This is a genomic window from Micromonospora sp. NPDC047753 (assembly GCF_040642735.1).
In the GTDB taxonomy this organism is placed as follows: domain Bacteria; phylum Actinomycetota; class Actinomycetes; order Mycobacteriales; family Micromonosporaceae; genus Micromonospora.
On sequence record NZ_JBEYSL010000001.1, the window covers coordinates 24,640 to 49,683 of the forward strand.

At 70.9% G+C, this 25,044-nt stretch carries 17 protein-coding genes; 14 read left to right on the forward strand and 3 right to left on the reverse strand.

All coding sequences use genetic code 11. The features are described 5' to 3' along the window. The first annotated feature begins 61 nt into the window (after positions 1-61). Entirely contained in the window at positions 62-670 is a 609-nt protein-coding gene (locus ABZ749_RS00130) for a DUF305 domain-containing protein (RefSeq protein ID WP_357220992.1), read from the forward strand. A gap of 12 nt (positions 671-682) precedes the next feature. Here ABZ749_RS00130 and msrB read toward each other — a convergent pair whose 3' ends face one another. Beyond that, positions 683-1,087, reverse strand: a complete 405-nt coding sequence (gene msrB, locus ABZ749_RS00135; RefSeq protein WP_030336225.1) for a peptide-methionine (R)-S-oxide reductase MsrB — start codon at positions 1,085-1,087, stop codon at positions 683-685. A 47-nt stretch (positions 1,088-1,134) separates the two neighbouring features. On the opposite strand from msrB, the gene ligD reads away from it, so the two are divergent. Continuing rightward, entirely contained in the window at positions 1,135-2,166 is a 1,032-nt protein-coding gene (gene ligD / locus ABZ749_RS00140; protein WP_357220995.1) for a non-homologous end-joining DNA ligase, read from the forward strand. 13 nt (positions 2,167-2,179) lie between these two features. Here the strand turns inward: ligD and ABZ749_RS00145 are convergent, their stop codons facing one another. Continuing rightward, a complete protein-coding gene (locus ABZ749_RS00145; RefSeq protein WP_357220997.1) occupies positions 2,180-2,485 on the reverse strand; it encodes a hypothetical protein in 306 nt (101 codons plus the stop codon). Between the two features lie 67 nt (positions 2,486-2,552). Here ABZ749_RS00145 and ABZ749_RS00150 point away from each other — a divergent pair, with 67 nt between their 5' ends. The 10 genes from ABZ749_RS00150 to ABZ749_RS00195 all read left to right on the forward strand — a co-directional run bounded on the left by ABZ749_RS00150 (position 2,553) and on the right by ABZ749_RS00195 (position 13,506). Then, positions 2,553-2,741 carry a hypothetical protein gene (locus tag ABZ749_RS00150; RefSeq protein WP_357221000.1) on the forward strand — a complete coding sequence of 63 codons (189 nt, stop codon included), beginning with the start codon at positions 2,553-2,555 and terminating at the stop codon, positions 2,739-2,741. Positions 2,742-2,814: 73 nt separating this feature from the next. Next, complete coding sequence (locus ABZ749_RS00155; protein WP_357221004.1) at positions 2,815-4,068, forward strand: DUF222 domain-containing protein; 1,254 nt, start codon at positions 2,815-2,817, stop codon at positions 4,066-4,068. A 163-nt stretch (positions 4,069-4,231) separates the two neighbouring features. After that, positions 4,232-4,876 (forward strand): YdeI/OmpD-associated family protein, encoded by a 645-nt coding sequence (locus tag ABZ749_RS00160; protein WP_357221006.1) that lies wholly within the window; start codon positions 4,232-4,234, stop codon positions 4,874-4,876. Between the two features lie 31 nt (positions 4,877-4,907). Next, positions 4,908-5,387, forward strand: a complete 480-nt coding sequence (locus ABZ749_RS00165; RefSeq protein WP_355009378.1) for a DUF2975 domain-containing protein — start codon at positions 4,908-4,910, stop codon at positions 5,385-5,387. Continuing rightward, a complete protein-coding gene (locus tag ABZ749_RS00170) occupies positions 5,387-5,602 on the forward strand; it encodes a helix-turn-helix transcriptional regulator (protein ID WP_030336216.1) in 216 nt (71 codons plus the stop codon). The genes ABZ749_RS00165 and ABZ749_RS00170 overlap by 1 nt, the downstream gene beginning before the upstream one ends. Further along, entirely contained in the window at positions 5,599-5,763 is a 165-nt protein-coding gene (locus ABZ749_RS00175) for a hypothetical protein (RefSeq protein WP_357221010.1), read from the forward strand. The genes ABZ749_RS00170 and ABZ749_RS00175 overlap by 4 nt, the downstream gene beginning before the upstream one ends. Positions 5,764-5,878: 115 nt before the next feature. Next, on the forward strand, positions 5,879-9,067 hold the full coding sequence (locus ABZ749_RS00180) for an ABC transporter permease (protein WP_357221013.1): 3,189 nt from the start codon (positions 5,879-5,881) through the stop codon (positions 9,065-9,067). Beyond that, the gene (locus ABZ749_RS00185) at positions 9,064-11,772 is read left to right on the forward strand and encodes an FtsX-like permease family protein (protein ID WP_357221016.1); all 2,709 of its coding nucleotides are present in this window, start codon (positions 9,064-9,066) and stop codon (positions 11,770-11,772) included. The genes ABZ749_RS00180 and ABZ749_RS00185 overlap by 4 nt, the downstream gene beginning before the upstream one ends. A gap of 1 nt (position 11,773) precedes the next feature. Further along, a complete protein-coding gene (locus tag ABZ749_RS00190; protein WP_357221019.1) occupies positions 11,774-12,769 on the forward strand; it encodes an ABC transporter ATP-binding protein in 996 nt (331 codons plus the stop codon). A gap of 11 nt (positions 12,770-12,780) precedes the next feature. After that, positions 12,781-13,506, forward strand: a complete 726-nt coding sequence (locus ABZ749_RS00195; protein WP_357221034.1) for an ABC transporter ATP-binding protein — start codon at positions 12,781-12,783, stop codon at positions 13,504-13,506. A 192-nt stretch (positions 13,507-13,698) separates the two neighbouring features. Here the strand turns inward: ABZ749_RS00195 and ABZ749_RS00200 are convergent, their stop codons facing one another. Next, on the reverse strand, positions 13,699-14,151 hold the full coding sequence (locus ABZ749_RS00200; RefSeq protein ID WP_357221022.1) for a GNAT family N-acetyltransferase: 453 nt from the start codon (positions 14,149-14,151) through the stop codon (positions 13,699-13,701). A 296-nt stretch (positions 14,152-14,447) separates the two neighbouring features. Between ABZ749_RS00200 and ABZ749_RS00205 the strand changes: the two genes are divergently transcribed. Both ABZ749_RS00205 and ABZ749_RS00210 read left to right on the forward strand, forming a co-directional pair. Beyond that, positions 14,448-18,431, forward strand: a complete 3,984-nt coding sequence (locus tag ABZ749_RS00205; RefSeq protein ID WP_357221025.1) for a LamG domain-containing protein — start codon at positions 14,448-14,450, stop codon at positions 18,429-18,431. Between the two features lie 89 nt (positions 18,432-18,520). Further along, positions 18,521-25,044 (forward strand): polymorphic toxin-type HINT domain-containing protein (locus ABZ749_RS00210; RefSeq protein ID WP_357221028.1); only part of this gene is annotated, 6,524 nt, incomplete at its 3' end.

A 25,044-nucleotide genomic window follows, 5' to 3' on the forward strand; every position in this document is an offset into this window, starting at 1 on the left:
CACGGGTGCGGCCCCTGGTCGCACCCGTGTCGCCGCTCTCGCGTGAACGGAGGCAACCGGCATGCCCCGCCGTACCCCGCTGGCCTTCCTCGCCGCGGCCCTGCTGCTCACCGGAGCCTGCGCCGGACCGCCCACGTCGAGGCCGTCGACAGTGCCTCAGCCGACACCCACGTCCCCGGCCGGCTCGGCGGCGGCCGGGTCCGTGGGTGCCGGGTCCCCGATCGGGGCGGACTCGATGAGCGGGATCGACGTGGTGTTCCTGAGCACCATGGTCGGCCACAGCGAACGCACCCTGCAGATCGTCCGGCTGGCCCGGGACCGGGTACGCGACGACGCGCTGCGCACCCTGGCCGCCGCCGTCGAGGCGACCGAGGCCGACGAGCTGGCCGCCATGCGCGGCTGGCTGCCCACGGCCGGGCCGGGCGCCAGCGCGGCCGCACACCACCACGACGGGCACGGCGACGACGCCGCGCTCGACCGGCTGCGGACCGCGCCGGACGCGGACGTCGACCGCGTGCTGCGCGAGGTACTCGCCGACCACCAGCGATGGGCCGCCGACCTGGCCAGATCCCAGGTCGGTGTCGGCCGCAACGAGCAGGTCCGCGACCTGGCCCGCCGGATCGAGCAGTCCCGGACCGCCGAGGTCGAAATGCTCAGGGGTACGCCCTGAGCGGCTCCTCGCTCAGCGGGGTTCCAGCTTGATGGAGACCGAGTTGACGCAGTGCCGGGTGTCCTTCGGGGTGAAGCCCTCGCCGTGGAAGACGTGCCCGAGGTGACTGTCGCAGCGGGCGCAGCGGATCTCCGTACGGGCCATGCCGAGGCTGCGGTCCTCGATCTCCTTGACCCGGCCCGGGATGGCGTCGTCGAAGCTCGGCCAGCCGCAGTGCGAGTCGAACTTCGTGTCGCTGGAAAACAGCTCCAGCCCGCAGGCGCGGCAGTGGTAGACCCCCTGGGTCTTCGTGTCCACGTACTCGCCCGTCCACGGGCGTTCGGTGCCGGCCTCCCGGAGAACGTGGAACTCCTCGGGGGTCAGTCGGACCCGCCACTCTTCGTCGGTACGGGGCAGCTCGTTGTCGTCAAGACTCACCCGTCAACGGTACGTCGAACGTCGGGGGCGTGGCATAAGGTCGCGGGATGGGTGGCACCAAGGCTGCGGCCGCCGAGGTCGAAGTAGCCGGGCACACCGTCCGGTTGAGCAGTCCGGATCGGGTGATCTTCCCGCAGCGGGGGTTCACCAAGGCGGACGTCTTCCACTACTACCTCGCGGTCGGCGACGGGATCATGCGCGCCCTGCGGGACCGCCCGACCACCCTGCAACGCTTCCCCGAGGGCGTCGAGGGCGAGGCCTTCTTTCAGAAGCGGGTGCCCACCCGGGGGGTGCCGCCCTGGGTGACGACCGCCCAGATCACCTTCCCGAGCGGTCGGAGCGCCGCGGAGCTCTGCCCGGCCGACCTGGCGCACGTGGCCTGGGCGGCGCAGATGGGCACCATCGTCTTCCACCCCTGGCCCGTGCGGGCCGCCGACGTCGACCGCCCCGACGAGCTGCGCATCGACCTGGACCCGCAGCCCGGCACCGACTTCGCCGACGCCGCGCGGGCCGCCGGCGAGGTCCGCGCGCTCCTCGACGAGCTGGGCGCGACCGGCTGGCCGAAGACCTCCGGCGGTCGGGGCGTGCACGTCTACCTGCGCATCCAACCCCGCTGGACGTTCACCGAGGTGCGCCGGGCCACCATCGCGCTGGCCCGGGAGGTGGAACGCCGCAACCCCGACCTGGTCACCACCGCCTGGTGGAAGGAGGAGCGCGGCACCCGGGTCTTCGTCGACTTCAACCAGATGGCGCGCGACCGCACGATCGCCTGCGCGTACTCGCTGCGGGCCAACGCGCGGGCCACCGTCTCCACCCCGGTCACCTGGGACGAGCTACCCGACGTCGACCCGGACGACTTCGACCTGCGCACCGTGCCGGCCCGGCTCGCCGAACGAGGTGACCCGCACGCCGGGATCGACGACGCACCGTGGGACATCACCCCGCTGCTCGAGTGGGCCGAGCGCGACGCCGCCGCCGGCCAGGGCGACCTGCCGTACCCGCCGGACCACCCGAAGATGCCCGGTGAACCCAAGCGGGTCCAGCCCAGCCGCGCCAAGCGCACCCCCGACGGTCCGTGACCGCCCTGCTGCCTCACAGCGGTAGCGGGGCCGTCCACGCCAGGAACCTCTCGAACAGTTCCCGTGGGTCGGGTCCCGGCTCGGGGTTGAGCTGGTAGAGGTCGGCTGTCGCGTCGAACAACTGGCTCGCCAGGTAGATCGACAACCCCACCCGATCCGTCCCGTACTGCACCCGCAGCAACATCCGAGCGAGTGGGCACGGCCAGGCGGCGGCGCACACCCGACAGAGCCACGTGGGCCGGCGCGGCAGGTGCTGGTGCACCGGATGCAGGTTGCGCAGCGGCCCGTCTCCAGGCGGCTCCCCACTCGACGTAGACATGCCCTTTACGGTGACCGGTAAGTTGCCCCGGGTCAAGGAGTCGGGTCATCTGTTTACCGTCCGGCATATGGATCTGGTGGGCGCTGCGGAGATTCGCGCGATGCTCGGTGGCATCAGCAAGCAGCGCGTTTATGTGATCACCAGCCATCGGAACTTCCCGGAACCCGTGGCCGACCTGGTCCAGGGCAAGGTCTGGCGGAGGTCGGACGTGGTGGCCTGGATCCGGGAGCACCGGCCGGAGTTGGCCGAGGGCTGACCCGGGCCTGATTGGGTCGCCCAGGGCGCTTCGCGCCGCCGTTTTTGTCGTACACCTGTTCTAGAGTTTGCCTGTGATCGATGAGTTGGCGCGGGCGGAGGGTGCGGTGGCGGCCTGCGCCGACGCCCCGGCCTGGGCCCTCTCCGAGCACGACTTGATCGCGGTGCTCGATGCCACGCACCGGTTGCAGCAGCGGCTGGCGGCGGTGCAGTTGGCGGCGGTCCGCGAGTTGGACGGTCGAGGCGCAGCAGTCGCGCAGGGTGCCTCCTCGACGGCTGTGTGGTTGCGCCACCGCCTGCGCCTGGACGACGCCGCAGCGCGTCGGCTGGTCGGTCTCGCCGCCGCGCTCGACGTGGCCCCGCCCGCCGTGCGCGACGCCCTGGCGAGCGCGGCGGTCAGCGCGGAGCAGGCCCGGGTCATCGCCGACACGGCCGCCACGGTGTCTGCGGCGGCCGACGCCGAGGTGACCGACAAGGCCGTCGGTGTGCTGGTGGAGTGGGCCGGGCAGTTCGACCCGGCAGTGCTGCGCCGGTTGGGTGCCCGGATTCTCGACCATGTGGCGCCCGACCTCGCCGAGGCCGCCGCCGCCGCGGCGGCCCTGGCCGCCGAGGCCGCCCGCGCGGCCCGCGACCGGCACGTCACGATTTCCGAGCAGGCCGGCGGGTGCCTGCGACTCAGTGGCATCCTCGACGCCGAGACCGCCGGCCTGCTGCGCGCCGCCATCGACCCGCTGAGCGCACCCGCCGGCCCCGACGACGCTCGCGGAGCCGGTCAGCGCCGCCACGACGCCTTCGCCGACGTGTGCCGCCTCGCGCTGCGCACCGGCGAGGTACCTGACAGCGGCGGCGACCCCGCCCAGGTCGTTATTACCGCCAGTTATGACGCGTTGGCTGCTCAGGTGGGCGCCGGGACGCTCGACATCGGCCTTCAGCTCACCCCCGACACCGTGCGCCGGCTCGCCTGCGACGCGGCCGTGCTGCCCGCCGTGCTCGGCGGCGCGGGCCAGGTCCTCGACGTGGGCCGGCAACGCCGCCTGATCACGGGGCCACTGCGGCGGGCACTGGTGCTGCGCGACGGCGGCTGCGCCTTCCCCGGCTGCGACCGCCCACCGCGCTGGTGCGCCGCCCACCACATCCGGCACTGGGCCGACGGCGGCCTCACCAGCCTCGACAACGCGGTGCTGCTCTGCGGCCACCATCACCGGCACGTCCACCAGGCCGACTGGGTGGTTCGGCTGGGTGACGACGGCCACCCGGAGTTCATCCCGCCGGCCTGGCTCGACCCCGACCAACTCCCGCGCCGCAACCACTACCACCGACGGACGTAGGCCGATCCGCCTGGCAGCCTGGGTTGTAGCGGAGGGACGGGTCCAATATCTCTGCAACCGCTGTGCGCCATAGGCGCAGCCTGAGAGGTGGTTGACCTTGACGCGCGGTCAACCGCTGTTGAACGCCGGGCCGGCTGTCGGACCCGGGGTTTAGCCTGCCGGCATGACGAGCGCCGAGCTGGATGAGCTGATCGTCGCGGACGCCGACGCCCTGCGCGTGTGGTTGTCGGCCCACCACGCCACGTCGCCCGGCGTCTGGCTCGCGCTGACCAGGAAGGGTGGCACGGTCACGACGCTGACCTGGCAGCAGGCGGTCGACGAGGCCCTGTGTGTCGGCTGGATCGACGGGCAGGCCAGGAAACGCGACGAGGAGTCCTCCTGGATCCGGTTCACCCCGCGCCGGGCGCGCAGTTCCTGGTCCCAACGCAACGTGGCGAACGTGGCCCGGCTGGAGGAGCAGGGGCTGATGTTGCCGGCGGGCCGCGCGGCGGTGGACGCCGCGAAGGCGGATGGGCGGTGGGCCGCCGCCTACGCCCCGCCGTCGGAGGCCGAGGTGCCGGCCGATCTTCTCGCTGCCATCGCCGCCGAGCCCGCCGCCCAGGCGATGCTCGACGTCCTCACCAAGGCCAACCGGTTCGCTCTCATCCATCGGCTCAACGCCGTCAAGCGCATCGAGACCCGCGAACGCAAGATCGGCGAGTTCGTCGCCATGCTGGCCCGGCACGAGACCTTCTACCCCCAGAAGGCCAGGCCGGCCGCCGGGCCGACGCTGCCGTCAGTCGGCGCGGGCCTCGAGGAAACCGATTGACTTTCGATAGCTAGCAAGCGAAAATCGATGCATGGTTACTGAGCATCGAGCGGTTGCCGCTCTCCGAGTCTTCCTCGTGGTGCTGTTCGGGGTCCTGGTGGTGTTCCAGACCCTCTCGCTGCCCGGGCAGTTCAGGTACATGGCCGAGCAGTCGCCGCAGGACGCCCACCTCAGGTGGCCGGCCACCGCCGTGACGGTCTTCTGGGTGCTCTGCGTCCAGGTGGTCATCGTCGCGACCTGGCAGCTGCTCAGCCTGGTCAAGAACGACCGCATCTTCACCGAGGCGTCCCTCAAGTGGGTGGACGCGATCGTCTGGGCCATCGCCGCCGCCTGGGTGGTGCTGGTGGCGGTCTTCCTCTGGGTCGGGTTCAACGCGGACGACCCCGGGGTGCCACTGCTGCTGTTCCTGCTGACGGTGGGCGTCACCGTGCTGGGGCTCCTCATGGTGGTCATGCGGGCGCTGTTGCGGCAGGCCACCACCCTGCGGACCGACATGGAAGCGGTGATCTGATGCCCATCGTCGTCCGCATCGACGTGGAGTTGGCCAAGCGCAAGATGAGCGTCGGTGAGTTCGCCGAGCGCGTCGGGCTCACCCCCGCCAACGTGGCGGTGCTGAAGAACGGCCGCGCCAAGGCGGTCCGGTTCAGCACCCTCGAAGCGATGTGCCGCGTCCTCGACTGCCAGCCCGGTGACCTGCTGGAGTGGGTCGAGGAAGAAACCCCATGAGGTACGTCCTGATCATCGGAGTCGTCCTCTCGGTGGCGCTCGGCATCACCGTCGTGGTGCTGGGCGGGGCCGACGACTCCCCGGGACTGCAGCTCATCGGCGTCATGCTGGTGCTCTGCGCGGTGGTCTTCGGCATCCGCAACCGTCGAGGCCGCAACTAGCCGTCCCGCCCGACAACTCTCTCCGTAATAACGATCATGTAACGGGCGCGAACCTTTCCCGGTAGGTGGCCTGTCTTGATGGTCGTCGGCCCGCCAGGGCCAGGGGAGGCGTCGGATGAAGCTGGTGTGGAGGCGGGCCCGCGAGGCGCGAGGGTTGCTGGTCGCGGCGGTGATCGCTGCCCTCGTCGCCGTCGCGTTGGTCACTGGGCTGTCCGACTACAACCGTCGGGCGGTGGACGCCGGGCAGCGGGCACTGGTCGCCGCCTCACCCGCCGAGGAGCGCGGCCTTCTGGTCAGCGGCTCGGGTGGGCGGGACGCGGCCGAGTTCGCCACCCGGGACAAGGCGGTCCGAGCCGAGTTCGCCACCGGGCTCGGCGGCGTCCCGGTCAGTGTCACGGCCGCCCGTTACGGCACCGGCCGGGAACTGACCGGCGACCTCGGGCAGATCCCGCGTACGGCCGACGAACCGGTCTTCGCGAACCTGGCCACGTTCGCCGACCTCGCCAGCCACGCGGAGCTGACCAGCGGAGCCTGGCCCAGCCCCGGAGCGAACCCCGTCCAGGTGAGCCTGCCCGAGCGGGTCGCCGGTGCCCTCGGCCTGACCGTCGGCGAACGCGTCCCGGTGCGCGATCGGGCCACCGAACGACGCGGGGAGTTGGTGCTCGCCGGCACCTGGCGGCCCCGCGACCCGGCGGACGCGTACTGGCTGCTGGCCCCCGGCGTGGGGGCGGGCAGCGCCGGTTCCGGCACCTCGTACGGGCCGTTCACGCTCGACCCGGCCGACTTCGCGGCCACCTTCCCGGGCTCGGTGTCGGCGTCCTGGCTGGCCCAACCGGACCTCGGCGCCGTCGACACCGCCGACCTGCCCGCCGTTCGGAAAGCCCTCACCGAGGCGGCCACCGCAGTGCCCGAGGCCGCCCAACTGGGCAGCTCCGGGCAGACGGTGACCAAGATGCCGCAGCTGCTGGACCGGATCGGCCGCGCCGACCTGGTGGGTCGCTCGTCGCTGGCCACCCCGCTGCTGCTCATCCTGGTGCTCGCCGGCTACGCGCTGGTGCTGGTCGCCGCGCTGCTGCACGAGGACCGCCGCCCACAGACCGCGCTGCTGCGCGCCCGCGGCGCCGCCCGTAAGCAGTTGGCCGGCCTGGCCGCCCGCGAGGCGACCCTGGTGGTCGCCCCGGCCGCCGTGCTCGGTCCGCTGATCGCCGGTGAGGCGTTGCGGTACATCCGACCCGGCGGGTCGGGTGACCTCTACACCGCCGGCGGCAACACCACCCTGGTGTGGGCGGCGGCAGCGGCCACCGCGGCCGGCTGCCTCGTCGCCATGGTCCTTCCGACGCTGCGCGGCGCCGGGACGTACGTCGCCGACATGGCGGCCCGATCCCGGCCGAACCGGGCCGCGAGCGTCCAACGCGCCAGCGTCGACCTGGTGCTCGTGGCGCTCGCTGTGCTCGCCTGGGTGCAGCTACGCCGATACGCCTCCCCGCTGGCCGGCTCGGGTGGACAGCTCGGGCTCGACCCGCTGCTGGTCGCCGCCCCGACGCTCGGCGTGCTGGCCGGTGCCGTGCTGGCGTTGCGGGTGCTCCCGCCGCTCACCCGGTTCGCGGAGCGCTTCGTCGACCGACGCCCCTGGACCGCCACCATGTTCGGCATGTGGCAGGCCGGCCGGCGTCCGCACGCCGGCCCGGTGCTGCTGCTCGCGCTCGCCGTCGGCGGCAGCACCCTGGCCTGGTCGCTGATCAGCACCGGCGAGCGGTCCCAGGTCGAGCAGGCCGGCCACACGGTCGGCGCCGACCTCCGGGTGACCGAACGGACCGGTGGCGCCCCACCGACCCGGGCCGGTGAACTCGCCGCGCTACCGAGCGTGGACCGGGTGCTGCCGGCGTGGCGGGACGAGATCCGGGTCGGACGGGAGAACCTGCCGGCGACAGTGATCGGTGTCGACCCGGCCAGCGCCCCGGGCGTCGTCCGGCTCGCCGACCGCCTCGGCGACGGATCGGTGTCGGAGCAGTACCAGCGCATGATCGATGAGCGCGGGACGCCCGCCGGTGTCGAACTGCCCGCCGGGGCACGGGCGATCACCGGCACGGTCCGTACCCCGGTGAGCAGCGCCGCCCGGTCGGTGAAGGTCGCGGTGACGCTGCTGGTCACCAGCTCCGACGGGCTCGCCCTGCGGCTGCCGGCGGCCAACGCCGACGGTGACGGCCGGGCCACCCGGTTCTCCGTGCAACTGCCCGACGTGGGCGGGGCGCGGCTGCGGCTGGCCGGGTTCGAAGCCGACGGCGGGCTGGCGGCCGGCAACGCCTACCGACTCCAGGTGGACGGGTTGGCGGTGGTCAACGCCGACGGCACGACCCGACCCGCCGAGCTGAGCGGCGACTGGATGCTGACGGCCCCCGGCGTGGAGTCCACGCGGGTCCGGACCACCGCTGCCGGCTTCGCCGCGGTCCACCCCGTGGAGGTGATTCCCGGCGGGCAGTTCGCGTACCAGCCGCCCACCCGGTTCTCCGTCGTGGCGGGCGGGGAGAGCAAGCCCGCACCGGTGCTGATGACCCCCCAGGTACGCGAAGCCCTGAGCCTGAACGTCGGCGACACCGTCGACCTCACGCTCCCCGGGGTGACGATGCCGGTGCACCTGGTCGGCGAGCTGAGCGCCGTGCCGACGACCAGCACCGCTGCCGGCGTGCTGTTGGACCTGCCGGCCGCCGTCGACGCGATGATCCGGAGCAGCGGCGCGGTGCGACCCGTACCGGAATGGTGGGTCGGCGCCGCCGACGCGAACGCCGCCGCCCAGGCGGTCAGCGCGCTCCCGGGCGTCACAGTGCTCAACCGGGAGGCGGCCATCGAGGCGGCCGCCGACGACCCGTACTGGCGTGGCTCGCGTACCGGCATGCTCGCCGCCGCGCTCGGCGCGGTGCTACTCGCCCTCGTCGGCCTGGTGGTGGACGTGTGGGCCACCGCCCGGCGTCGGCTCGGCGAGTTCGCGGTCCTGCACACCCTCGGCGCCACGCCCCGACTGATGGCCCGGGCGCTGCTCGCCGAACAGACGTTCCTCGCCGGCATCGGTGTGGGCGTCGGGCTGTTACTCGGCACCGCGGTCGGCGCGACGATGGCCCCACTGGTCATCCTCACCCCGGCCGCCGGTCGGCCGACACCCCCGGCGGCGTTCGTGCTGCCCTGGGTGCCGATCGGCCTGACCGCGGTCGGTCTGCTGCTGGCGGCGCTCGCCTTCAGCGCGTTCATCGCCGCAGGCATCCGTCAGCGGGTGGCGGCGGTTCAGCTGCGAATCGGGGGAGAACGATGAGCGTCGGGGCGGCCGTCCGGCGGGTCCGGGCGTACGGGGGGCAGTTCCTGCTGCTGGCGGTGCTGACCCTGGTGGTCACGCTGCTGATCAGTGGAGTGCCCCGGCTGGTCAACCGGCTCGCCGAACAGGGGCTGCGAGCGCAGCTCAACAGCGAGCCGGCCGCGCGCCGGGACATCTCGTACACCACCAGCCTGGAGCCCGCGACGTCGCGGCGGACGGCGATGGGCGACGCCGCCGAGCGGTTCGACTCCCTGGCCGCGGAGATGCCGCCGCCGGTGCGCTCGGCGGTGACCGAACAGTGGTACAGCGTCGAGACCGCAGGGGCCCGCGTGGTCGGGCCGGACCTGGCGGCCCGCAACCTGCTGGTCGACATGGGCTTGCGGGCCATGCCCGACATTCAGGGAGCGAGCACCCTCGTCGAGGGGACCTGGCCGAGCGAGACGTACGTTCCCGACCGGCCGATCGAGGTGGCGCTCGACGTCGACGTGGCCGGCAAGCTCAACCTGCGCGCCGGCAGCCAACTGCGCATCGGCAGAACCGACGAGAAGGGCAGACTCGTCGACGGTGTCCCGTTGATGGTGTCCGGGCTGTTCCGCCCCGTCGACCGCGCGAACGGCATCTGGGACGGGCTCCCACAGCTACTGCGGATCATCGAACCGCAGGGTGATGGCCAGCCGTTCGTCATCGTCGGCGTCGTCGCGCAGTCGCCCTTCAACAAGCGGGCCGCGGAGGGCTGGGCGATCCAGTCCACCTGGCGCTACCGACTGGGCGTCGACCGGATCGACGCACGCGAGCTGGACCAGATGATCGACGGCCTGCAGGTGATGCAGCGCAACAAGCCGCCGGGGCTCAGCCTGACCCAGGGCGTCGACGTCCCGTTGCGCGCGTTCGCCGCCCAGATCGACGCCGTCCGGACACTGCTCGCGGTGATCGCGGCCGGCGTCCTGGCCACCCTGGCGGGGCTCATCGTCCTCGCGGCCAGTCTCGCCACCAGACGGCGTCGCTCGGAGTTCGCGTTGCTGCGTGCCCGTGGCGGCGGGGCCACCGCCGGCGCCCGGCGCAGCCTCGCCGAATCGGTGCTGGTGGTCCCGATCGCCGCCGTGCTGGGCTGGTGGCTGGGCACGCTGTTCCCCGGTGCCCCCGACCCGACCACGCCGTACCTTGTCGCGGCGACCGTGCTGGTGACACTCGCGCTGCCCGTGGCGACGCTGGCCGTACCGGCCGGCGGAGCGGCGCGTCGGGACCTGATCCGGGTGCGCCCGTCGGCCCGTCGACTCACCGCCGAGGTCTCCCTGCTGCTCCTGGCCGGGCTCGCGGCGGTGCTGCTGCGTCGGCGTGGCCTGACCCTCGGAGAGGTGGACCCGCTCCTGGTGTCGGTGCCGGTGCTCCTCGCGGTCGCGGCGGCGGTGCTGGCGCTGCGCGCGTACCCCTGGCCGTTGTTGCTGGTCAGCCGGCTTGCCGCGCGGACCCGGGGCAGCGTGGCCTTCCTCGGCACGGCCCGCGCCGGACGCTCGGCGGTCGCCGCCCCGCTGGTCGTGGTGGTGTTGGCGATCGGCACCGCGGCGTTCTGCGCGGTGGTGGCCGCCGGCGTCGACGCCAGCCGGGAACGGGCCGCCGCGCAGATCGTGCCCGCCGACGCGGTGATCCGCGGGGAGCGCTTCGCACCCGACACCGTTGACGAGCTGGGCCGCCTGCCGGGGGTTCGGGCCGTCACCCCGGTGCTGTACGAGGACGATGAGCGGTTCGCGTCCGACGAGGCCGGCACCGACGCCTTCATCGAGCAGACGGACGTGCTGCTGGTCGACGGCTCGGGGTTGGACAAGGTGGCCCGCGAATCGCAGGTGGACGTGTCGGTTCCGGCCGCGCTGCGCACCGCCGCGCCCGGCCCGGGACCGCTGCCGGCGATCGTCTCACCGGCGGTCGCCGCCGACCTGGCCAAGGCCGGGCTGGCCGACTCGGCCTTCATCTCGATGCAGGGCCAGCGGTACGGGTTCCGGGTGGCCGGCACCGCCGACGGTTTCCCGATGCTCGCGGCGAACACCGGCCGGTTCGTGATCCTGCCCTGGCAGGCCCTGCCGACGCGTACCACCACACCCGTGCCGACCACCCTGCTGATCGCCGGGAACTCGCTGGACGCCGAGGCGCTACGCGTCGCCGGCGACCAGGGGCAGGAGCGCTACCAGCGGGACGGCACGGTCACCGGCCGGGAACGGCTGATCGGGGTCACCGTCGACACCCGGGCTGACGTACGCCGGGACCTTGGCGAGGGCGGCGCGAACGGGGTGCTGGCCTTCGGCTTCGTGGCCGGGGCCGTCGGCGGCACCGTGCTCGGGCTGTTGGCCATCGCGTTCACAGTGCTGGCCGGAGCGCGCGCCCGGGGTCAGGTGCTGTCCCGACTTCGTACCCTCGGCCTGTCCCGCCGGCAGTGGCGAGGGCTGCTGCTTGTCGAGTTGACCCCGCTGGTCGCGGTGTCGGTGCTGACCGGCGCGCTGGTCGGTGCGGTACTGCCCCTGCTGCTCAACCCGGTGCTCGGCCTGTCCGCGTTCACCAGTGGTGTGCCGGTCCGGGTGGCTTTCGAGCCCAGCCTGGTCGCCGCGGTGCTCGCGCTCGGGGCGGTCGCCCTCGGCTTCGCGGTCGCCGTCGAGGCCCTGAACAACCGCCGGTTGCGCCTCGGAGAGGTGCTTCGGCTCGGAGAGGAGAGCTGAGATGACCGCTACCGCCCAGACTCCACTGGTGCCTGACCTGGCCGCCCTGCAACAGCGGGCCGCGCTTCGCGCCGCCGAGCGGGCCGGTGGGCAGGACCGCCTTCGCGGGCACATCGTCTGCGACGGCCTGGTGCGCATCTTCAAGACCGAGGGGGTGGAGGTGGTCGCCCTGCAGGGGCTCGACCTGGTCATCGACCGGGGCGAGCTGGTGGCGATCGTCGGTGCCTCCGGTTCGGGCAAGTCGACCCTGCTCAACATCCTCTCCGGCCTGGACACCCCGACCGCCGGCATCGCCCGGGTGGCCGACTACGACCTGCTCTCGCTCTCGGCGAAGCGACGGCTGAGCTACCGCCGGCAGCTGGTCGGGTTCGTCTGGCAGCAGACCGGCCGCAACCTGCTGCCGTACCTCAACGCGCTGGAGAACGTCGAGCTGCCGATGCAGTTGGCCGGCAAGCGCAGCAGCAAGGCCCGCCGGGCGCGGGCCCGGGAACTGCTCGACCTGGTCGGCGTGGGCTACTGCGCCGACCGGCGCCCCGGGCAGCTCAGCGGTGGCGAGCAGCAGCGGGTCGCGGTGGCGGTGGCGGTGGCCAACGACCCGGAGGTGCTCTTCGCCGACGAGCCGACCGGTGAGCTGGACGAGGCGACCGGCGCGGAGGTCTTCGCGGCGCTGCGCACCATCAACGCGGAACTGGGCGTGACCATCGTGGTCGTCACCCACGACCACGCCGTGGCCACGCAGGTCCGTCGGACCGTCGCGATCCGCGACGGCCGGACCGCCTCCGAGGTACGCCGGACCGCGCGGATCGACGCGGACGGCAACACCGAGCTGGTCAGCGAGGAGTACGCGGTGCTGGACCGCAACGGTCGGATGCAGTTGCCGGCGGCGTTCGTCGACGCGCTCTCGCTGAAGGAGCGGGTCCGGCTCGACCTGGAGCCGGACCATGTGCAGGTACGGCCCGGCGACCGGGCCTCGGACGAGCGGGGGGCACGGGCATGAGCCGGCAGAACATGGTGGTGACCGGCGCGGCCGGGTTCGGCGGGGCGCCCGGGGCGCACCCCGACGAGGTGGTCCGGGTCAGTGGGGTGAGCCGGACCTTCGGTCGGGGCGAGCACGCCGTGCACGCCGTGCGGGACGTGTCGTTCAGCGCCAACCGGGGCGAGTTGGTCGCCATCCGAGGTCGATCCGGGGCCGGCAAGACCACGTTGCTGAACCTGATCGGCGGGCTGGACCGACCGGACAGCGGCCAGGTCGTGGTGGCCGGGCACGAGGTGACCTCCGCCGGGGAGGCGGAGCTGCTGCGGCTGCGCCGGGGCACCGTCGGGTTCGTGTTCCAGACCTTCGGACTGGTGCCGATCCTCTCCGCCGCCGAGAACGTGGGAGTGCCGTTGCGGCTGGCCCAGGTGCCGGCCGCGGAGCGGGAGGAGCGCGTCGCGGTGCTGCTGGAGCTGGTCGGCCTGGGCGGGCACGCCGCGCAGCGCCCGTACGAACTCTCCGGTGGGCAGCAGCAGCGGGTCGCGGTGGCCCGCGCGTTGGCCAACGAGCCGGACCTGCTCATCGCCGACGAGCCCACCGGTCAGCTCGACTCGGAGACCGGAAGGTCCATCATGGACCTGCTGCGTGCGGTGGTGCACGCCCGCGGCATGACGGCCCTGGTGGCCACGCACGACCCGGCCCTGATCGACCTCGCCGACCGGGTGCTGGTCCTGCGCGACGGCCGCCTGGTCGAGGGCTGACCCTGCCGGGCAGTGGCCGGCGCGGCTCGCTGTGGAGCTGATGTCGTAAACGAATCGCCGATGGTGACTCGTCTACGACATCAGCTCCACAGCGTCTGTACTGACGAGCAAGTGCCCCTACCGCGTCTGGCCGTGGCCGGGCCGGCCGTCCTGGGTGATTCCCACTGCCCCTTGTGTGAACGCGACGCCGGGTCAGAGCGCGAGCTTCATGCCCTCGTGGCTGGCGACGAAGCCGAAGCCCAGGTAGAAGCGGTGCGCGTCCTCGCGGGTCTTGTCGGTGGTGAGCTGCACCAGCGCGCAGCCACGCTCGCGAGCCTGGTCGACGGCCCAGGTCATCAACTGTCGGCCCAGGCCCTGACCACGCCGGTCGGAACGGACCCGGACCGACTCGATCAGCGACCGCTCTGCGCCGTGTCGACCGAGGCCGGGGATGTAGGTGATCTGGAGGCAGCCGACGAGGTCGCCGCCCTGCTCGGCGACGATCAGCGCGTTGCGCGGGTCGGCGGTGATGTCCGCGAACGCTCGCTCGTACGCCTCGTCCACCTCGGTGAAGTCTCGGGCCTTGCCCAGCACGTCGTCGGCGAGCAGGGCGATGACGGCGGGCAGGTCGGCCCGGACCGCAACTCGGAAGATCACGTCACTCATCCGGCGAGAATCTCACAGCGCCGGGAATGCGAACCGGCCTGTGGGGGCGTCGCTCAATTTCTGTGGATTCGCCATCCTTCGATCCATCGCATCGCACATATTTTCACCGTTCTTGGATGACTTTCGATGCATGCCGACGGCCATACGGTGAGGCCAATTGATGGACCATATTGATCGTTCTTACCCATGGTGTTGGGGTCGAACCCTCTGTAGCGTGTGCCGAACATTCGTTGATCACTTTGCCTCACGGGGGTTTGGCAGTGCCGTCGACTCTTTCTGTTTGGCGTGCGTCCACTGTGGTCGGCGCACTGTTGGCGTCCCTGCTTCATGTGGTCTGGCAGCCTGATCGCGCCGCCGCCGAGCAGCCGGATTCCTGTGCGGTCAGGGTGTCGCCGACAGCCGAGTCGGAGCGCGCCGCCCAAGCCTTGGCAGGGTCGTGTGACACGTCCGTCGAGGTGCTCGCGGCGGCAACGGAGACGACCAAGGTCTTCGCCCAGCCGTCCGGTGACTTCACCTTCGAGGCGTGGGCCGAGCCGCGTTGGACCAAGCGAAACGGGTCCTGGCGGCAGATCGACACGATGCTGGCGGTGGGCGCCGACGGCCTCGTGCGCCCCGTCGCGTCGACGGCCGACGTGGTGTTCTCGACCGGCGGGGTGGGCCCGTTCGCCACCATGACCGGCGCCGGCACCACCTTCTCGCTCGGCTGGCCGAGCCCGCTTCCAGCGGGCGTCATCGACCGGGACACGATCACCTACCCCAACGTCCTGCCCGACGTCGATCTGGTCGTCCGCGCCGAGAAGTCGGGATTCGCCCACCTGCTCGTGGTGAAGACCGCAGCCGCGGCCAAGAACCCGGCGGTTCGTGAGACGCGGTACGTCGTGGGCGGCTCCGCTGACGTGGCAACCGGGAGCGGGGGAGTCGTCATCTCCGGTCCCGACGGAGTGCTCGCCGCAGCGCCGCCAGCGCTGGCCTGGGATTCGGCTCCGTCGCCCGTGGCGTCAGGGGCTCGGCGGTCGGGGCTCGGTTCGTCGAGCGATGCGCGTGCGCCGGGTGCGCGCTCCAGCGTCCGCGGCCCGGCCGAGACCGCTGCTGTCACTCCGGTGTCGGTACGAGTCGAAGACACGACGATGACGGTGGCCGCAGCTCCGGAACTGCTGGCCAGTGACCACTTTCCGATCTTCATCGACCCTGCCTACGACAAGAAGCCGTCTCGGTGGGCACCGGTGAACGACTCGAACCCCGGCACGGCGTGGACCTCCGGATCGGCCTGGCCCCGGGAGATCGTGCGGGTCGGGTCCAACTGGGACGACTACGGCGACATCTGGCGGTCGCACTTCCAGTTCGACACCACGGCTCTCGCCGGCAAGCGAATCACCGGGACGCCGAGCGTCGACGCGTACGCCGTGCACTCAGGTGACTGCGCCGGCGAGTCGGTCGGCCTCTGGCAGACGGGGAACCTGTCCAGCTACACCAACAGTTGGGACGGGATGGCGGGCCGTTGGATGCACGGCGGCGCCCTGCAGACGAAGTCGGTCAAGGCCAACGGCGGATGCAGCGGCCAGTCGGCCAACTGGGTGGCGTTCAACGCGGCGGCGATCAGGGAGAAGATCCAGGACAACGCCGACGACGGACTGTCGGCTATGACGTTCGGTCTGCGGATGGGCACCGAGAGCGGCGGCCGCTGGGCGAAGTTCGACCCGAGCAACGTGAAGATGGTCGCGAGCTATCAGCACAAGCCGACATCTCCGGTTGCGATTCGAACGGCTCCGGGCGGCAGCTGCAGCAAGACCTCGCCGGGTCCCTGGGTCAACGTCGCCACCCCGACGCTGTACGGGAAGGCCAGCGACGGCGACGGCTCGGTGAAGGTCGTCTTCGACCTGAACGGGCCGACGAGCCCGGCGGAGCACTTCTCCGCGTGGACCACGTCGGGCGAGGAGCGCGGCTGGGCCACCCCCACACTTGCCGAGGGTGACTACAACTGGCGGGTACGCGGGACGGACGAAACCGACCCCACCGGCTGGACCGGCCTGTGCTACTTCCGAGTGGACCGCACCGGCCCCACCACGCCGATCGTCGCGCGCACATCGGGGACCCCGACCGTCGGGCAACCGGTGACGCTCAGCTTCACCTCGTCCGACGCGCGGTCCGGGATGAAGCAGTTCGCCTACGGCATCGGCGTCGACGCAAAGCAGACGTTCGCGGCTTCGACGGGCACGACGTCCATCACGTTCACCCCGGAGGCCGGCCGCACCGTCGTGTACGTGTGGGCGCAGGACAACGCCGGCAACTACTCCGCGAGGGCCGCCTTCAACTTCTTCACCGGCCGCATCACCGAGGCGCAGAACCAGGGCGCCTGGCGGCTCGACGGGGACGGCCTCGACGACTCTGGTGAGGGCCGTGACCTGGTGCTCGGCAGCGGGGTCGCTTACGGACCAGACCGGAAGGGGAGCGCGAACGCCGCGTTGACCTTCAACAGCACGGGCTGCGCGCAGGCGTCGCCGGCGGTCCGCACCGACGCCGAGTACACCGTCGCCGGTTGGGTGAACCTGGCCTCGAAGAATGGCAACAAGGCCATCGTCGCTCAGACCGGTTCCATCGCGTCCGCCTTCGTCCTCAGCTACAACGCTGACGTCGATCGCTGGCGGGTCTCGCTGACCAACGCCGACAGCTCCACCGTCACGTACGCGACGGCCGATGGGGCGGCTGCCGCCGTTGGCGTGTGGCAGCACGTCGCCGCCACCGTCGACCCCGTGGCGAAGGTCGTCCGCCTCTACGTCGGCGGCTCGCTCGCGGCGGAGAACGCCATCCCCTTCACGCCGTGGAACGCCAAGTCGCGGCTCCTGCTCGGTTGTGCCGGCGGCGCGTCCACGTCGTGGCACCACATGACCGGCTCGGTCGATCACGTCGGAGTCTGGCAGGGCCTGCTCTCCGAGGCGCAGATCGCGCGGGCGGCCACCGAACTGCCCGCCGGTCAGGTCGGTAGGTGGCAGCTGCGTGGTGACGGAGTCGACTCGACCGGCTTCGCCCGGGACGCGACCGTCCCAGCGGACCTGAGCTGGGTGGACGACCCATTCGGCCGGGTGGAGTCGGCGGCGCAGATGAACGGCAACCAGTGCCTCGGCACGGCCGGTCCGGTGGTACGAACCGACGAGTCCTTCACCGTCGCGACGTGGGTCAGACTGACCGATGTATCGGCAGGTACGCAGACCGCGCTCGGTCAGGACAACGAACAGGTCAGTGGCTTCCTGCTGGGTACCAGACAGGCCAACGACGGCGCGCGGGTCTGGTCGATGGTCATGAAGGACACGAGCAGTGTGTCCTCAGGTTCGGTGACGGCCAAGGGCAGCGCCGCCGGCAGTTCCGGTAAGTGGACGCATCTGGCAGGCACGTATGACGCCACCAGCAAGCGGCTGAGCCTGTACGTCAACGGGACGCTGGCCGAATCCGTGACGCGCAACGCCGCGGGCTGGCAGGCCAACGGGCCGTTGACGATCGGCTGCGGGCGCTACGACAGCAAGGTGGTCGACCGGATCAACGGCGCGGTCTCGGATGTGCGGGCATGGCGTGGAGCCCTGACCGCTGCCGACGTGGCCGCCGTGCACGGTGGTAACCCGGCGGTGAAGCTGGAGGGGATGTGGCCCCTGGACGGCCCGGCCAGCGACACGCCCACCTACCTGACCGACTGGTCCGGCAACGGCCGGGACCTCAGCATCACCGGCCCGTACGCGTGGACCCGCGATCGCGGTTTCGGTCGGGACGGAGCGCTCGGGCTCGAACTGGCCGAGGGCTCCTGCGCGGAAACGTCCGGACCGACGGTTCGCACCGACGCCTCGTTCACGGTTTCGGCATGGGTTGTGCTGGACCAGACGACCGGCCATCACTCGGTCGTCACGCAGATCGCCACCGCCGCTCCCGGCTTCTTCTTCGGATACAACCCGGGGCCCGACCGCTGGCACTTCGGGATGCCCTCCGCGTCCGATGGGACTCCCACCTGGCACATCGCCGAATCGCAGCAGGCCCCGGAGCTCGGTAAGTGGACCCACCTGGCCGGCGTCTACGACCTGGGTAAGGGCAAGGTCCGTCTGTACGTCGACGGCGTCCTGCAGGACGAACAGGACGGCCCCTCCTCGCCCTGGATGGCGAGCGGCCCCACCCTCGTCGGATGTAACGGACACGTGAGCGGTACGCGATTCTCCCGGCTGGGCGGCGTCGTCGACGATGTCCGGCTCTGGACCTCCACAGTCGATCCGGACCGGATCGCTGATCTCGCAGCTGGCTGACCATCTCGGGGTGAGGGTGCGGCTGGACGCCGCGGGCCTCGCCGTACCTGCCGACCTCCCTTGCACCCCTCGCCCGTCAGGAAGAGGCCATGCCGAATTCTCCCGCCCTCCTTTCCCGTCCCCGACGGTTGATCGCCCTGAGCAGCATCGCGGTGCTGGTGGCGTCGACTCTCACGGTTCCCCAAGCCGCGCAGGCATCCCAGGTGCCTTCCGGGGACCGCCCCGTCAAGGCGACCAAGGCGGAGACCGTCCGCCGGGTGCCGGTGGATCGGACCCCGCTTCCGGACGACGGCGGCAGGTGGGCGGGGCCGAAGCACGCGACCTGGCCGAAGGCGGGTGCGGCCACGCTGGCGGTCGCCGAGACGCGGCGCGAGCGGCAACTCGATGGCGATCGGCAGTCGGCGTCGGCGGTGCGGGGCCTCGCCGGTGGCTTGCCGGTGAAGGCCTCGGCCGTCACCGGCAAGCGTGTCCCCACCCAGGCGCGCGTGGAACTCCTGGACGAGCAGCACTCCCGCCGACTCGGGGTCAGCGGCCCGGTGGTCGTGGTGAACGGCGACGCCGGGACGGTCGACGCGGCCTTCGACTACGCAGAGATCCGGCAGCTCTACGGCGCGGGCTGGGGTGAGCGGTTGACCCTCAAACGGCTGCCGGCCTGCGCGGCGACGACCCCGCAGCGGTCGGAGTGCCAGGAGACCGTTCGGGTTGACGCGACCAACGACCCGGCCACCAGCACGTTGTCGACCAGGGTCGACCTCTCCGGTGCGGCGCCGATGGTCTTCGCCATCACCGCCGAGGAGTCCTCGGAGGAGGGCGACTACAAGGCCACCGACCTGAAGGCATCGGGATCCTGGACTGCGGGAGACAGCTCAGGAGGGTTCTCCTACTCGAACCCGCTGCGCCTGCCGCCGGCAGAGGGTCCGCTGCCGGAGATGTCGTTGGACTACTCGTCACAGGTGGTCGACGGGCGGATGGCCGGCGCCAACAATCAGGCGTCGTGGGTCGGCGACGGGTGGGATTACGCGCCGGGCTTCATCGAGCGTACGTACGCCACCTGCACGGACGACCGCGACGCTGTCGCCGGCAAGGATCCGAACAACAAGGACAAGAAGACCTACGACCAGTGCTGGAAGGGTGACTCGCCGAACGTCACGGTCTCGCTCAACGGCACCAACGCGTCCCTGATCAAGGATGACGTCTCGGGTGTCTGGCGCGCGCAGAGCGACAGCAACTGGCGGATCCAGTTGGACGGCAGTCCGGGGACGTCGGGGAGCGCCACTACCGAACGGTGGACGGTCACCACGCCCGACGGCACCCGCTACTTCTTCGCGGGCGAGGCCGCCGCGACCGACTCACGGTGGACGATCCCGGTCTTCGGCAACCACTCCGGCGAGGACTGCCACGCGACCGCCTTCAAGGACTCGTCCTGCAAGCAGGCCTGGCGCTGGATGCTCGACAAGACCGTGGACGTCCACGGCAACACGGTCCGCTACTACTACCAGGGCGAGACCGGTCACTACGGCGCGGCTGACGACAAGGACAACCGGCAGTCGTTCACCCGGGGCGGTTACCTGACGCGGATCGACTACGGGCTGCACGCCAATTATTCGAGCGTCGCTGCCACCGGGCGGGTGGTGTTCAGCGTCGCCGACCGGTGCCTGGCGACCGAGTGCCACAAGGATGGCAAGCCGGTCAAGGCGAACTGGCCGGACGTGCCATGGGACAAGGAATGCGACGCGGTGCCCTGCACCGACAAGCTGGCACCGGTCTTCTTCAGCACCAAGCGACTCACGAAGATCACCACCCAGGTACGTGACGGCAGCGCGTTCCCCGACGTCGAGTCGTGGAGCCTGAGCCACGAGTTCAAGGCGCCGAAGGTGGCCGGCTCGGCGTCGCTGTGGCTCAAGGAGATCGTGCACGCCGGGCACGTCGGTGGCCTCGTCACGGACCCGCCGGTGCAGTTCACCGGCGTGGAGTTGGTGAACCGGGCCAATGTCCTGGCGGGTGCGCCGCTGTTCTCTCGGTGGCGGATCCAGAACATCCGTACCGAGTCGGGCGCCGACATTCACGTCACCTACTCCGATGCTGACTGTGACCTGAACGACCTGCCGGGCTCACCGGAGACCAACTCGCGGCTGTGTTACCCCGTGTACTGGACTCCGGACGGGTACACCGACCCGAAGCGGGACTGGTTCCACAAGTACGTCGTCACCGAGATCTCCGAGATCGACCGCACGGCTGATCAGCCGGCGATCACGACCCGGTACGAGTACAGCACCGACGGGGGTGGCACGAGCGTCCTGTGGGGCTACGACGATGGTGAGTTCACCAAGAAGAAGCACCGCACGTACGGGCAGTGGCGCGGCTACTCCCAGGTGGTCACCAAGGTCGGTGAGCCGGGTCGGGGCGTACCGCTGACGACTCGCAAGCGGTTCTACCGGGGCCTGGACGACCAGCCGTTGCCGGGCGGTGGCCGGCGCAACGTTCTGGTGTCCGACTCGGAGTCCACCACGTTCTCGGACCATCCGGCGCTGGCCGGTTCCCCACTCGAAGAGGCGACCCTCGACGGGTCAGACGTCGTCGAGGCGTCCACCACGCAGTACTGGACCCGCCAGACCGCCGCGCGGACCCACACCGGGGGCACCGACCGGGCTTACTTCACCGGGCCGTCGGTCGTGAAGACCCGCAAGTTGCTGGCGCCGAACAAGTGGGCGCGGACCGAGACCCGCACGACCTATGACCTGGAGGACGGCCAACCGGAGACGGTGTCCGAGCTGGGGGACACCGCCCGTACCGGCGACGAGACCTGCAGCACCACCACGTACGTCAAGAACGGCACCGCGTGGATCCGCGCGGCGGTGTCCCGGGTGGAGACGGTCGCCAAGTCGTGCGGGGCGACGGTGAACCGCCCGGCGGACGTCATCTCCGACGTGAAGACCTACCACGACGGATCGGACACGCACGGCTCCGCTCCCACCAAGGGCCTGGTGACCCGCGAGGACACCCTCGACACCTGGAACGGCGGACCCGTCTACGCCACCACCTCCCGGAGCAGCTACGACGCGCTCGGGCGGATCGGCAGCGCGACGGACGCCCGGGGCGGGGTCACCACCACCACGTACACACCCGCAGGCCCGGGGCCGGTCACCCAGACGGTCACCCTCAACCCGCTCCAACACAAGACGACCACCACCCAACAGCCGGCCTGGGCCGAGCCGACGGCGGTGGTGGACGCCAACGACAAGCGCACCGACCTGGCACACGACCCGTTGGGGCGGCTCACCAAGGTGTGGCTGCCGGGCCGGGCCAAGGCGACCAAGACACCGAACCTGGAGTTCGGCTACCGGGTACGTGCCGACGGGCCGCTCGCCGTCACCACCAAGCGACTCGGACCCAACGAGACCTACATATCCGAGATCGGGCTCTTCGATTCGCTGTACCGGCCTGTCCAGACGCAGGAGGACTCGCTCGGTGGGAAGCGCCTGGTCGAGTCGACCGGCTACAACGACCGGGGCCTGGAGGCGTACCGGGCAGGTCCGGCGTACGTCACCGGCGTCCCCGCCATCGAGCTGCTGCAACTCAACCCGGGCGAGGACCGCGTCCGCACGGTCCTGAGTCATGACGCCGTCGGACGGGTCGTCAACGAGGGCACCTGGTCGGGCCACAGCCAGTTGTGGGCGACGGTCACCAGCTACGGTGGCAACCCGGACGGCTGGCAGGTATCGGTCACCCCGCCGCGGGGCGGCACGGCGACCGCGACCATCAGCGACGCTCAGGCTCAGACCACCGAACTCCGGCAGTTCCATGGGATCACCCCGAGCGGCGGGTACGACGCCACGAAGTACACGTACACCCCGCGCGGTGACCTGGCGACCGTGACCGGCCCGACCGGGAAGGTCTGGGAGTACGGGTACGACCTGCGCGGCCGGGAGGTGCGCACGGTCGACCCGGACAAGGGCGAGACGAACCTCACCTACGACAACGACGACGACGTGACGTCGTCGAAGAACGCGCTCGACGACGTGGTCTCCACCGAGTACGACGCGCTGGGACGGCAGAAGAAGCGCCTGGTCAACGGTCAGCTCGCCGCCGAGTGGGCGTACGACACGGTGGCCAAGGGGCACCTGTCCAAGCAGGTGTCGACCGTCGACGGACACCAGTTCGTCCGGGAGATCTTCGCGTACAGCGACGCCTACCAGGTCGCCGACGAGGAGGCGCGCATCCCGGCGATGCCGGGCCTGGGGACGGCGGCCGGGACGTACGTCTCGACGTACACCTTCAAGGCCGACGGGTCGCCGGACCGGATGAACGTTCCCAAGACCGGTGCCCTGGAGCGGGAGACGATCGGCCACACCTACGACGACCTGGGCAACGTCACGCGCCTGGTGGGCACGTCGTACCCGTCGGGAACGAACACCGTCTACGTCGACGCCGCAACCTACTCGCCATACGGCGAGGTCCTGAAGCGCACCCTCGGCGTCAACAACAAGCCGCAGGCGTACCAGACCTACGTCTACGACGACCCGACCCGCCGGCTCAAGGAGTTCTATTTCGACCGGGACGCGACGGTCAACAACGTCGCCGCCCTCTCCTACGATTACGACCACGCGGGCAACGTCCTGTCGATGGCGAACACGCCGCTCGACAATGACGACAAACCTCGACCTGGCGACAGTGACGTCCAGTGCTTCCAGTACGACCAGCTGAGGCGTCTCACCCAGGCGTGGACACAGGCGACCACGACCTGTGCCGCGGAGCCGACCGCGGGCGCCATCAGCGGTAAGTCGCCGTACTGGAAGGCGTACGCCTACCACGCGGACGGTTCCCGCAAGTCGGTCACCGACCGTCGTACCGGTGTCGCCTCCGACTACGGGTACGCCGCAGCCAACGCCGCCCAGCCACACGCGGTCCGGACCGTGACCACCGGCAGCCGGGTGGACCACTACGACTGGGATGCCACGGGCAACCTCACCTACCGCAAGGTCGACGGGGTCACCGAGAACCTGGAGTGGAACCCCCAGGGCAAACTCCAGAAGATCACCGGACCGGGTGGCGCGACCCGGATGGTCTACGACGCCGATGGCAACCGGATCGCCCGGATCGACCCGAACGGTCAGGCCACCGTCTTCGTCGCCGGGCAGGAACTGGTCGTTCAGGGTCAGGACACCACGGCGACCCGGTACTACCAGCACGCCGGCGACACGGTCGCCTCTCGGGCCGCGTCCACCGCGACGGGTCCCAAGGACCTGACCTGGCTCGCCGCCGACCAGCACGACTCGGCGCACTGGGCGGTCAACTCGGTCACCCGGGTGGACACGGTCCGATACTCCGACCCGTTCGGAAACGCACGCTCGGGCGGCACCGGCGGCACCTGGCCCTCCGGCCAGCGCGGCTTCGTCGGCGGCATCAGCGATCCGACCGGCCTGTCGCTGCTGGGTGCCCGCTTCTACGACGCGGCGCTCGGCGCGTTCATCTCCGTCGACCCGGAGACTGACGAGTACGACCCGCAGCGGATGCACCCGTTCGCCTACGCGAACAACAACCCGGTCACCTTCGCCGACCCGGACGGCCTCTTCTTCGGAAAGATCAAGAATGCGGCCAGCCGGGCCGCCAACGCGGTGGCCAACACCGCCAAGTCGGCGGTCAAGGCCGTGGTCGACAACGCGGGCACCATCTCCGCGGTCGCGGGCGGGATAGCCATGGTGGCGGCTGTATTGCCACCACCAGCCCAGGTGGTGGCGGCGGCTGCCGCCGCCGTGTCGGCGGTGGCAGGCGCCATCGACACCGCGAAGACCTGCGCCGGTGGCGATACTGCGGGCTGCGCCATGGGTATCGCGTCGATGGTCCCGGGAGTCCGGCAGGCGAAGACGGCGGCTCGTGGCGCCGGCGCGGTCAAGAAGGCTGTGAAGGGGAAACGGCCGAGCGGTTGTAACAGCTTCCTGCCCGGCACGCCGGTCCTGATGGCCGATGGCAGCTACAAGGCAATCGAGGAGATCCAGCTCGACGATGTCGTGTGGGCGGCCGACCCGGAGTCAGGCAAGGACGGTGCCCGACCGGTCACCGCGCTGATCACCGGCAGCGGGCAGAAGACGCTGGTCGACATCAGCATCGACTCCGACAGTGACGGCGTGGCCGACGGCACGGTGACCGCCACCGACGGCCACCCGTTCTGGGTTAGCAACCAGCACGAGTGGCTGCGCGCCGAGCACCTGAAGCAGGGTGACCTGCTACTGAGCCCGGACGGTGCTCGGGTCAGCGTCATCGCGGTCGTCGCCTATGGCGCGGTCGCGACGGTGCACAACCTCACTGTCGACGACATCCACACCTATCACGTCCTGGTCGGCGACACCGACGTCCTCGTGCACAATCAGGGCGGTCTGGATGAGATCTGTGAGCTGGACGCGAGGGATATCCATTTCACCCAGGACTCGGCCTCAAACCAGTTCAGTGATCATCCAGGAACACTGCTCGAGATGGCCGAAGATCTCAAGCGCGGCAAAAAACTCAACATCCCGGCCATTCGCGTGTTCGAGGAGAATGGCAAGATGTACACGCTCGACAACCGGCGCCTGCTGGCGTATCAGATCGCCAACAAGCCGATCAGGACTAAAAAAGC